The sequence below is a fragment of the Virgibacillus pantothenticus genome, from assembly GCF_018075365.1.
In the GTDB taxonomy this organism is placed as follows: Bacteria; Bacillota; Bacilli; order Bacillales; family Amphibacillaceae; genus Virgibacillus; species Virgibacillus pantothenticus.
The window spans coordinates 171055-182508 of sequence record NZ_CP073011.1; the positions used below are offsets into that span (position 1 = coordinate 171055).

General features: G+C 39.6%; 13 protein-coding genes and 1 other annotated feature. All 13 genes read left to right on the forward strand.

The window, feature by feature from the left end:
- Positions 1-2 precede the first annotated feature (2 nt).
- The 13 genes from KBP50_RS00790 to rpoB all read left to right on the forward strand — a co-directional run bounded on the left by KBP50_RS00790 (position 3) and on the right by rpoB (position 11411).
- Positions 3-428: a Mini-ribonuclease 3 gene (locus KBP50_RS00790; RefSeq protein WP_050349655.1), complete on the forward strand. Its 426-nt coding sequence runs from the start codon at positions 3-5 to the stop codon at positions 426-428.
- Positions 403-1149 carry a 23S rRNA (guanosine(2251)-2'-O)-methyltransferase RlmB gene (gene rlmB, locus KBP50_RS00795; protein ID WP_050349654.1) on the forward strand — a complete coding sequence of 249 codons (747 nt, stop codon included), beginning with the start codon at positions 403-405 and terminating at the stop codon, positions 1147-1149. Before KBP50_RS00790 ends, rlmB begins: the two co-directional genes overlap by 26 nt.
- A 3-nt stretch (positions 1150-1152) precedes the next feature.
- The gene (locus tag KBP50_RS00800) at positions 1153-1662 is read left to right on the forward strand and encodes an NYN domain-containing protein (protein WP_050349653.1); all 510 of its coding nucleotides are present in this window, start codon (positions 1153-1155) and stop codon (positions 1660-1662) included.
- Between the two features lie 127 nt (positions 1663-1789).
- Positions 1790-2419 carry an RNA polymerase sporulation sigma factor SigH gene (gene sigH, locus KBP50_RS00805; protein WP_175609444.1) on the forward strand — a complete coding sequence of 210 codons (630 nt, stop codon included), beginning with the start codon at positions 1790-1792 and terminating at the stop codon, positions 2417-2419.
- A gap of 74 nt (positions 2420-2493) precedes the next feature.
- Positions 2494-2643 carry a 50S ribosomal protein L33 gene (gene rpmG, locus KBP50_RS00810; protein ID WP_072741557.1) on the forward strand — a complete coding sequence of 50 codons (150 nt, stop codon included), beginning with the start codon at positions 2494-2496 and terminating at the stop codon, positions 2641-2643.
- Positions 2644-2731: 88 nt separating this feature from the next.
- Positions 2732-2899 carry a preprotein translocase subunit SecE gene (gene secE, locus KBP50_RS00815; RefSeq protein ID WP_050349651.1) on the forward strand — a complete coding sequence of 56 codons (168 nt, stop codon included), beginning with the start codon at positions 2732-2734 and terminating at the stop codon, positions 2897-2899.
- A gap of 364 nt (positions 2900-3263) precedes the next feature.
- Complete coding sequence (gene nusG / locus KBP50_RS00820; protein ID WP_050349674.1) at positions 3264-3800, forward strand: transcription termination/antitermination protein NusG; 537 nt, start codon at positions 3264-3266, stop codon at positions 3798-3800.
- Positions 3801-3952: 152 nt separating this feature from the next.
- Positions 3953-4378, forward strand: a complete 426-nt coding sequence (gene rplK, locus KBP50_RS00825) for a 50S ribosomal protein L11 (protein ID WP_021292725.1) — start codon at positions 3953-3955, stop codon at positions 4376-4378.
- Between the two features lie 225 nt (positions 4379-4603).
- Positions 4604-5296, forward strand: coding sequence for a 50S ribosomal protein L1 (gene rplA, locus KBP50_RS00830; RefSeq protein WP_050349650.1), 693 nt, complete (start codon positions 4604-4606; stop codon positions 5294-5296).
- Between the two features lie 53 nt (positions 5297-5349).
- Positions 5350-5496, forward strand: a sequence feature (ribosomal protein L10 leader region).
- Between the two features lie 50 nt (positions 5497-5546).
- Positions 5547-6047 (forward strand): 50S ribosomal protein L10, encoded by a 501-nt coding sequence (gene rplJ / locus KBP50_RS00835; protein WP_050349649.1) that lies wholly within the window; start codon positions 5547-5549, stop codon positions 6045-6047.
- A 48-nt stretch (positions 6048-6095) separates the two neighbouring features.
- Entirely contained in the window at positions 6096-6461 is a 366-nt protein-coding gene (gene rplL, locus KBP50_RS00840; protein WP_050349648.1) for a 50S ribosomal protein L7/L12, read from the forward strand.
- A gap of 332 nt (positions 6462-6793) precedes the next feature.
- On the forward strand, positions 6794-7396 hold the full coding sequence (locus KBP50_RS00845; protein ID WP_050349647.1) for a class I SAM-dependent methyltransferase: 603 nt from the start codon (positions 6794-6796) through the stop codon (positions 7394-7396).
- Positions 7397-7874: 478 nt separating this feature from the next.
- On the forward strand, positions 7875-11411 hold the full coding sequence (gene rpoB, locus KBP50_RS00850) for a DNA-directed RNA polymerase subunit beta (RefSeq protein ID WP_050349646.1): 3537 nt from the start codon (positions 7875-7877) through the stop codon (positions 11409-11411).
- Positions 11412-11454: the final 43 nt, after the last annotated feature.

Consider the following 11454-nt stretch of genomic DNA (forward strand, 5'->3'; position numbering starts at 1 on the left):
GCATGGATGTAGATGTGAAACAAATGAAAAGTCTTGCCCTTGCTTATATGGGAGATGCTGTTTATGAATTATATGTAAGAGAGCATCTCCTACATCAAGGCCAAGTAAAGCCGCAGCAATTACATCAAAAAGCCATTCAATATGTGTCAGGAAAAGCGCAAGCAACTGTGGTACTACACTGGTTAGAAACGGACAAACTAACACAAGAGGAAGAACGGGTTGTCGCTAGAGGGCGGAATGCAAAGTCCGGTTCTACTCCTAAAAATATTCGTGTACAAACGTACCGCTATAGTACAGCATTCGAAGCATTAATTGGTTATCTTTATTTAGCAAACCATATACAGCGGCTTGAACAGCTTATCCAAGAGGCGATTCAGTTAACAGAAAGGAGGGGAACAGAGCATGGAACAGGAACTAATCATGGGTAAAAATCCGGTTATCGAAGCGATAAGATCTGGAAGATCCATTAATAAAGTGCTTGTATCAGAACAACTAAATCCCTCGGTGCAAGCAAAGTTTTTTCAATTAGGAAAATCAGCAGGAACCATTGTTCAAAAAGTTCCCAAGCATAAAATCGATCAGTTATCTAAAGGGGGGAATCATCAAGGGGTGGTTGCTTATGTTGCTTCTTATGAATATGCAACACTAGATGACCTATTTCAGCGAGCTGAAGAACAAAATGAAGCTGCTTTTTTTCTTATCCTAGATGAATTGGAAGACCCACATAATTTAGGGTCTATCTTACGAACGGCAGATGCTGTCGGGGCACATGGTGTGATTATTCCGAAGCGTCGCTCGGTAGGATTAACAGCTACCGTAGCCAAAACAGCTGCTGGAGCGATAGAGCATGTTCCAGTTGTTCGCGTAACGAATATAGCTAACACCATAGATGAATTAAAAAAACGCCAAGTTTGGGTAGTAGGAACAGAAGCAAATGCAACAGAGGATTATCGACAGCTAGAAGGTACGTTGCCGCTTGCTATCGTCATTGGAAATGAAGGAAAAGGGATCAGTCATTTAGTAAAGAAAAAATGTGATTGGACGGTAAGCCTGCCGATGAAAGGAAAGGTATCTTCTCTGAACGCTTCGGTTGCATGCAGTCTACTATTATACGAGGTTTATCGCAAAAGGAACCCTTTTGGTGAGTAAGCGATGATTGTCGTCATAGTGGATGGGTATAATATCATAGGGGCGTGGGAGGACCTTCAAAGGTTAAAGGAAAAGGATATTGGACAAGCCCGAGATCGGCTTATTGAATGGATGGCAGAGTATCAGGCTTATTCTGGTCATCGCGTTATCGTTGTATTTGATGCTTATTATGTACATGGGGTAGCGACCAAAACAACCGCTTTTAATGTTGAAGTAATCTATACAAAAGAAAAAGAAACCGCAGATGAATGTATTGAAAAATTAGTGAAGGAAGTAAAAGATATTCGCACCCAAGTGTATGTAGCAACATCGGATTTCGCTGAGCAGCGAACAATTTTTGGGAGTGGTGCATTAAGGAAATCAGCGCGAGAGCTGTGGATAGAAACAAACAATATGCAACAGGACATAGAAAAAACGATTGAGAAACATTATAAGAAACAAGCAAATACAAAAATCACATTGGATAAGAAAACGTTGGAAACATTTGAAAAATGGAGAAGAGGGCAAATGTAGAGCTCTACTTGGTTGAAATGCCTCTATCTCCGATGTTGACGATTTTAAAGCGCTTCCTGTATAATTAGTTTTAAATGGATTGCGGTGTAGTCGGGGGGTCATCTTGGTGAATGTTAACCAAATAGAGATGAGCGAACAACGCTTAAGTAAGTTGGATGATGAAAAAATTGTGCAACTTATTCATCGGGGGAATAGCCACGCCTTAGATTATTTGATACACAAGTATCGGAATTTTGTACGTGCTAAAGCACGCACATATTTTTTAATTGGTGCGGATAAGGAGGACATTGTCCAAGAGGGAATGATAGGTTTATATAAGGCTATTCGCGATTATGATGGAGACAAGCTCTCCTCGTTCAAAGCTTTTGCAGAGCTTTGTGTAACGAGGCAAATAATCACTGCAATCAAGACTGCAACGAGACAAAAGCATATTCCGCTGAATTCGTATGTGTCTTTGGACAAGCCTATCTATGATGAGGAAACAGACCGAACGTTACTAGATGTAATTGCTGGGTCAAAAGCTATTGACCCACAGGAACTTTTAGTAAATCAGGAAAAATATGGCGATATGGAAATGAAATTATCTGAATTGTTGAGCGGGTTAGAAAAGAAGGTTCTTCAGCTATATTTAGACGGGCGAACCTATCAAGAAATTTCTGTAGCGTTAGAGCGTCATGTTAAATCCATTGATAATGCATTGCAACGAGTGAAGCGGAAACTCGAACAACTGATTGAGGAGACGGAAATTGCGCCATAGGAATGATTGACACATTTTTGCAACCGTGCTAGAGTTAATAAAGGAATAGAAACTCTCCTGCTTGAGGTGAGAGGATGAATAAGAAAATCACTTTAGCATGTGCAGTTTGTGCTAGCAGAAATTATACAACGAACAAAAATGTATCCACACAACCTGTACGGCTTGAAGTAAATAAGTATTGTAAATTTTGTGGTAAACATACATTGCATAAGGAAACCAAATAAACCCCTTTTGCAGTGTAGTGAAAAGATATAATTGCATTTATTATTTGTATAAATGAAGTCGTTATTTTCAGCTGTAGGGGGTACAAGCATGTTTCGTTTCTTTAAAAACGTTTCAAGGGAAATGAAGAAAGTTAGCTGGCCAAACAGGAAAGAGCTAACGAGTTATACAATTACTGTTATTGCAACGGTAGCTTTTATAGCTTTATTCTTCTTTTTAATTGATCTCGGAATTACGCAAATCCTAAACTTACTTTAATTTCACGAAAGATTGAATATTTGTCTGGATATTATGCTATAATGATAAAGAATATAGATGAGAACTTATGTGGAAACCCGGTATCAATCGGGTTTTTTAGGTTGGAAACAGATTGTAGCTTGCAGTTAGCGTTCTATAACCATCTGGAAGTTTTAAATTCAGTGCGAGTAATGAAAATAACTCTAGTTTAAGCTTATGAATGATCGTGCGTATACTAAAGAGGGTCAGGTAGGACATGGAAATTAGGCGATTAGTATGGCAGTTGGAGATAATTCGTTGTCGTGATTACCAAATCTTTGGTGCCGCCTCTATAAAATATAATGGTACGAAAAGGGAGGGAAGGACAAAAGCGTTGTCCAAAATCATGGAAAAAAATTGGTATGTCGTACATACGTATTCTGGGTATGAAAATAAAGTGAAAACGAACTTGGAAAAGCGTGTAGAATCTATGGGGATGGAAGATAAGATTTTTCGAGTAATTGTTCCTGAAGATGAGGAAACAGAAATAAAAAATGGTAAGAAAAAGGTAACTAAGAAGAAGTTTTTCCCTGGCTATGTATTAACAGAAATGATTATGACAGACGATTCGTGGTACGTTGTTCGTAATACTCCAGGTGTAACGGGATTTATAGGATCAAGTGGTGGTGGGACCAAGCCAACGCCATTGTTGCCAGAAGAAGTAGAAAGTGTACTGAAACGTATGGGAGTTGCGGAAACGCCTGTACAATTTAATTTTGAAATCAAGGAAAATGTCCGGGTAACGGACGGTCCGTTTACAGATTTCACTGGTACCGTTGAAAATATAGACGTAGATAAACAAAAGGTAAAAGTCCATGTGAATATGTTCGGCAGAGAAACACCTGTCGAGTTGGATTTCTCCCAAATAGAAAAGCTAGATTAGAGAATTTGTATATTTTCTTGCATTTTTCTGCTATTCATGCTAAAATTCTTTTGTTATTCTTGTATCTATCCAATAGGTTAGAGCAATAGGAGTGGGAGGGGAAAAACAAGAGCCCCTATTACCACATCACGGACTTTAAGGAGGTGTGTCTCGTGGCTAAAAAAGTGATTAAACTTGTAAAATTACAAATCCCGGCTGGAAAAGCAAACCCAGCACCACCAGTAGGACCAGCACTTGGTCAAGCGGGTGTTAATATCATGGGTTTTTGTAAAGAATTTAATGCACGTACGCAAGATCAAGCGGGTATGATTATTCCTGTTGAGATAACAGTGTTTGAGGACCGTTCATTTACATTTATTACAAAAACTCCACCTGCAGCTGTATTACTTAAAAAAGCAGCTGGCATTGAAACTGCTTCAGGTGAACCGAATCGTAATAAAGTAGCAACAATCAAACGCGATAAAGTAAAAGAGATCGCAGAAACAAAAATGCCTGACTTAAATGCTGCTGATGTAGAAGCAGCGATGCGCATGGTTGAAGGAACTGCACGCAGCATGGGTATTAACATCGAAGACTAATTCGTGCTTGCCTTTTAGTGTTGTTTGTTGTGAATTATTGGTTTTTTAATTTTTTGAAGTTTTACTAGTACGGTATAGGTTGCGGTTGGATTCCCTTCGCAACCTTTTTCGTGAAGATGATGAGTTAGCCGACTGGTTAATCATTAGCTTTGCCTTTATAAAAGCTTGCGCGCTTTTATAAGTGGGAGGTAATACCGTTATAACCACATTTGAGGAGGAAATTAAATGGCTAAAAAAGGAAAAAAGCATCAAGAAGCATTGAAGCTTGTTGATCGTACGAAAGCGTATGAAGTGTCAGAAGCAATTGCACTTGTAAAAGAAGCTGCTAAAGCTAATTTCGACGAAACAGTTGAAGCTGCTTTTCGCTTAGGCGTTGACCCTAAGAAAGCAGACCAGCAAATTCGCGGAGCGATGGTTTTACCGAATGGAACAGGGAAAACACAGCGCGTGCTTGTATTCGCTAAAGGTGAAAAAGCAAAAGAGGCAGAAGCTGCTGGTGCTGACTATGTAGGAGACGCAGATTATATCAATAAAATCAATCAAGGTTGGTTTGATTTTGATGTTGTCGTAGCAACTCCAGACATGATGGCTGAAGTTGGTAAATTAGGAAGAGTATTAGGGCCAAAAGGTCTAATGCCGAATCCGAAGACTGGAACGGTAACATTTGATGTGGAAAAAGCTATCCAGGATGTTAAAGCTGGTAAAGTGGAATATCGTGTTGATAAATCATCCAACATTCATGTGCCGATTGGTAAAGTTTCATTTGATAATGAAAAATTAATCGAAAACTTCGTCGCCATTACGGAAACACTTGTAAAAGCGAAGCCTCAAGCGGCGAAAGGAACTTACATGAAAAATGCTTCTGTATCTTCTACAATGGGTCCAGGGATCCGTGTAGATGTTTCTAGCATCGTATGATAATGAAAAAGTGTTGACTTTATCATTGTGTTTCGCTATACTTTAGTCTGTGAATAAAAGAATATGATGTACCGTAGACAGCAGGGGCAAATATCCGCTTAATCATCCTGCCGAGGTGTTTATAGATAAATTGGATATTTATGTTTTTCCAATGAATTGGTAAGCTCTCATGTCTGCGTGAGAGCTTTTTATTTACACTTGTGTTCCCATTAGATACGGTATAATCTTGTATTTTCTAGGAGGTGGAAGAATGTCTAGTATTATTGAGCAAAAGAAACAGCTAGTAGAAGAAATTAAAGACAAGTTTGTTTCTAGTGAAACTGTTGTTGTTGTTGACTATCGTGGTTTGGATGTTGCTGCAGTAACAGAATTGCGAAAACAATTGCGCGAAGAAGGAATTGAGTTCAAAGTTTACAAAAATACGATGACTCGTCGTGCAGTAGAAGCAGCTGAATTGAATGAGCTTAACGACATTTTAGTTGGGCCATCTGCAATTGCCTTTAGTAAAGATGATGCTGTAGCTCCTGCGCGCATTATTAAAAAATTTGCTAAAGAGAATGAAGCGCTTGAAATCAAAGGCGGTGTTATTCAAGGTAGTGTTGCTACACTTGAACAAGTACAAGAGCTTGCTGATCTTCCGAGCTACGAAGGTATGGTCTCTATGCTTCTTAGTGTACTTCAAGCACCAATTCGCAACCTTGCTTATGCAACCAAGGCAGTGGCTGAACAAAAAGAAGAACAAGGCGCATAATTTGCGTTTAACGGTATAAAAAAACATTTATTTAGGAGGAAATGAATCATGACGAAAGAACAAATCATTGAAGCAGTTAAAGAAATGTCTGTATTAGAACTAAATGATTTAGTAAAAGCAATTGAAGAAGAATTTGGAGTAACAGCTGCAGCTCCTGTAGCAGTAGCTGGTGCTGCTGGCGGCGGTGAAGCAGCAGAAGAAAAAACTGAATTTGATGTAGTGCTTACAGAAGCAGGAGCTTCAAAAATTAAAGTTGTTAAAGCTGTACGTGAAATTACTGGTCTTGGACTTAAAGACGCAAAAGAATTAGTTGATAATGCACCAAAAGCAGTTAAAGAAGGCGTGTCAAAAGAAGACGCTGAAGAAGTTAAAGGTAAGTTAGAAGAAGCAGGAGCATCTGTAGAAGTTAAGTAATTTTTGTCAATAAAAGAGCTCGTCGTATTGATTGCGGCGAGCTTTCTATATACCTCAGTCGGAATGTGCGGAATCGTTATTCTTTATGTAACTAGTAGTTAGATTGACTCTTTCATCTTTGAAGTGAAAACTAGGAGGAAAAGGATAGGTTCCAACTGCATGGCAAATGTCGATTCCGTTCAAAGGCCTTTAGGTCTTACCCTTGCGGTGCTGTCAATCAGCGGGATGTAAAGATCTCTCTACTGATTGAAGTCTCGCTTTATCAACTTACTGAAGTTGGATTTATGCAGTGTTTGATAAAAACCTTCAATACGATTAAAGTAGGTGCCGGAATGAGTGAGCATTACTTTTCACAAAAACCCCAAACAATAAGTTCACCAAAAACATGGCAATATAACGCGAACGGTAAGAAATTTACATTTACGAGCGATATAGGTGTCTTCTCGAAAAACGAAGTGGATTTTGGTAGCCGCTTTCTAATCGAACAATTTACAGCTCCAGACGTAGCAGGTGATATTTTAGATCTTGGTTGCGGTTATGGTCCAATTGGGATTACAATAGCTGATCGCTATAAGGAACGCCATATTTTTATGATCGATATTAATGAACGTGCGGTTGAATTAGCAAAACGAAATGCAGCGCAAAACGCGGTAGAAAACATTACTTGCATACCGAGTGATAAGTTGTCAGCTGTTAAAAATCGGACATTTGCTGCGGTTGTTACGAATCCGCCTATACGTGCTGGTAAGCAGGTTGTGCATGAAATGTTTATACAAGCAGAGCGGGTAATAGAACATGGCGGAGCATTATGGGTGGTGATCCAAAAAAAACAAGGAGCCCCTTCAGCAAAGAAAAAGTTAGAAGAAATATTTCAACAAGTTCATACCGTAGCTAAGCGAAAAGGGTATTATCTTTTTCAAGCAGTAAAAGTTTGACCGAGAGGAAGTCTTATGGTAAGATAGGAAAATGCTAACATGGCGCTTTTTATGTCAAGGGAATAATTGATGAATTCACCAAGTATATTTCATGATTGTTGGGAAACAATGGTAAAATACGAGTTTTATCTGTTTTCTATCGTTACAAAAGCAGCTATGCAGAGTTTGATATGTGTAGCGCAAACACTGTCTTTTCATAGTGTTTTTACTGCAAATAGATACTTGTAATCCTTGATTGCAAGTTTGTTATGTATGTTTTGTATTACTTTATACCATTAAGGTTGATATTCGAAAAACCAATGAGGCTTTTTTCGCTTCTTTTAAAGTATGTGTTCAAAAAAGAGCGAAATCGAGAGAATCGATCTATCGTTTAAACGGACTTTTTTGAACATCTGCTTTAACTGGTTTTTCTTATTATAATAAATTTTGCGTAGAATGACAATCTACGAAAAAATGGATGATTTAAGGGGTGAAGCAGTTGACAGGACAACTAGTTCAATATGGGCGGCACCGCCAGCGCAGAAGCTACGCACGAATCAGCGAAGTGCTAGAATTGCCGAATTTGATTGAAATCCAAACCGCTTCTTATGATTGGTTTTTAGAAGAGGGGCTACGGGAAATGTTTCAGGACATTTCTCCAATTGAAGACTTTACCGGCAATTTATCACTGGAATTTGTTGATTACAGTTTAGGAGAGCCCAAATATCCTGTAGATGAATCGAAAGAGCGGGATGTTACTTATAATGCTCCGCTTCGTGTTAAGGTTCGTTTAATTAATAATGAAACCGGCGAAGTAAAGGAACAGGAAGTATTCATGGGTGATTTCCCTTTAATGACAGATACAGGGACATTTATCATTAATGGAGCAGAACGTGTTATTGTATCTCAGCTTGTAAGGTCACCAAGTGTTTATTACAATGACAAAATTGATAAAAATGGTAAACGAGGCGTAGCTGCAACTGTTATTCCAAATCGTGGAGCATGGTTGGAATTTGAAACAGATGCGAAGGATGTTGTCCATGTCCGGATTGATCGTACACGTAAATTGCCAATCACCGTATTATTACGAGCACTTGGTTTTGGCAGTGACCAGGAAATCATTGAGCTCATAGGCGATAATGAATACCTGAAGAACACGCTCGAAAAAGATAACACAGAAACAACGGAAAAGGCCTTACTGGAAATCTACGAGCGTTTACGTCCTGGTGAGCCACCTACCGTTGAGAATGCAAAAAGCTTATTAATCTCACGCTTTTTTGATCCGAAGCGTTATGACCTGGCACATGTAGGTCGTTATAAAATGAATAAAAAGCTGCATATTAAAAATCGTTTGTTTAACCAAGTGTTAGCTGAAACTGTTGTTGACCAGGAAACTGGTGAAGTATTGGCTGAAAAAGGTGACAAGCTGGAAAGAAAACTATTAGACAAATTAATACCATATTTAGAACGCGAAGAAGAAAAACTTGGTCAACAGGAATTACAGCCAAAAGATGGCGTTTTGGATGAACCAATTATCCTGCAGACCGTCAAAATTGTCGATCCTACTGATCCAAGCGGGGAACGGGTGTTGAACGTCATCGGCAATGCAGGTGTTGATGCAAGTGTAAAAAATATTACGCCTGCTGACATTTTAGCATCGATCAGCTATTTCTTTAATTTATTGCATCAAGTAGGCGGAACAGATGATATTGACCATCTTGGTAATCGTAGGCTTCGCTCTGTCGGAGAACTATTACAAAACCAATTTCGCATCGGGCTATCGCGAATGGAGCGTGTGGTACGTGAAAGAATGTCCATTCAGGACACTTCAAGCATTACGCCACAGCAATTAATTAATATTCGTCCCGTAATTGCTTCCATCAAAGAATTCTTTGGAAGCTCTCAGTTGTCACAGTTTATGGATCAAACCAATCCTTTGGCAGAATTAACGCATAAGCGACGTTTATCAGCATTAGGGCCAGGTGGTTTAACACGAGAACGTGCAGGCTTTGAAGTTCGAGACGTTCACTACTCGCATTATGGTCGTATGTGTCCAATTGAGACTCCAGAGGGACCAAATATTGGATTAATCAACTCGCTTTCCAGTTTTGCGAAAGTGAATAAGTTTGGTTTTATTGAAACACCATATCGCCGTGTTGATCCAGAGACCGGTAAAGTGACAGCGCAAATCGATTATTTAACAGCTGATGAAGAGGACAACTATGTGGTAGCTCAGGCAAACGCAAAATTAACAGAAGACGGTCATTTTGCGGATGAAGAGGTTATTGCGCGTTTTCGCGGAGAAAACACCATCGTTGCACGAGAAAAAATTGATTATATGGACGTATCGCCGAAGCAAGTTGTATCTGCGGCGACAGCATGTATCCCTTTCCTTGAGAATGATGACTCCAACCGTGCGCTAATGGGTGCAAACATGCAACGTCAAGCCGTCCCATTAATGAAGCCAGAGGCTCCAATTGTAGGTACAGGAATGGAGTATGTAAATGGGAAGGACTCTGGTGCTGCGGTTATTTGCCGTCATGAAGGAATTGTAGAACGCGTTGAAGCAAAGCAAATTTTTGTACGCAGAACGTCTGTTGTAGATGGACGTGAAGTAAAAGGCGATCTCGACCATTATAAACTTCAGAAATATATCCGTTCCAACCAAGGAACTTGTTATAATCAACGCCCAATTGTAAGCGAAGGAGATCGGGTAATAAAAGGAGAAATCCTTGCAGACGGTCCTTCCATGGAAGATGGAGAATTGGCGTTAGGTCGTAATGTTCTCGTTGGTTTTATGACTTGGGAAGGTTATAACTATGAGGACGCTATTATCATGAGCGAACGACTTGTTAAAGACGATGTTTATACTTCTATTCATATTGAAGAATATGAATCAGAAGCACGTGATACGAAATTAGGACCTGAAGAAATTACTCGAGATATCCCTAACGTTGGGGAAGATGCATTGAAAAACCTGAATGAATATGGAATTATTCGCATTGGTGCTGAAGTGACGGATGGAGATATACTTGTTGGAAAAGTTACTCCAAAAGGTGTAACAGAGTTGTCTGCGGAAGAACGCTTATTGCACGCTATTTTTGGAGAAAAAGCTCGTGAAGTCCGAGATACATCATTACGTGTTCCGCACGGTGCAGGTGGTATTGTACTTGATGTTAAAATCTTTAACCGGGAAGACGGAGATGAGCTTCCTCCAGGCGTAAATGAGCTTGTACGGGTGTACATTGTACAGAAACGTAAAATTCATGAAGGCGATAAAATGGCAGGGCGTCACGGAAACAAAGGTGTAATTTCTAAAATTCTCCCTGAAGAGGATATGCCATTCTTGCCTGATGGAACGCCAATTGATATTATGTTAAACCCACTAGGGGTGCCATCACGTATGAATATCGGACAGGTGTTTGAGTTGCACTTAGGTATGGCTGCTCGCGCATTAGGTATTCATGTAGCAACACCAGTATTTGATGGAGCTACAGAAGACGATGTATGGGAGACGCTAGAAGAAGCAGGTATGCCTCGAGATGCGAAAACAATTCTTTATGATGGAAGATCAGGAGAACCGTTTGATAATCGAGTATCAGTCGGTGTAATGTACATGATTAAGCTTGCTCATATGGTCGATGATAAATTACACGCTCGCTCTACAGGTCCATACTCACTTGTTACCCAACAGCCGCTTGGTGGTAAAGCGCAATTTGGTGGTCAGCGATTTGGAGAAATGGAAGTTTGGGCGCTAGAAGCTTATGGTGCAGCTTACACATTACAGGAAATTCTAACCGTTAAGTCAGATGATGTGGTTGGACGTGTGAAAACATATGAATCCATCGTCAAAGGGGATAATGTACCTGAACCAGGTGTTCCTGAATCCTTCAAGGTACTAATCAAGGAACTACAAAGCCTTGGTATGGATGTCAAGATGTTATCTAGTGAAGAAGAAGAAATTGATATGAGAGAATTAGAAGAAGAAGAGACACAACAAGCTAGTAAGCTTAATATAGAAGTTGAAGAAAGCTAAGATAGCTAGGGTTAGCTCCACTTTTCTAGAGCTAGCCTCCAAC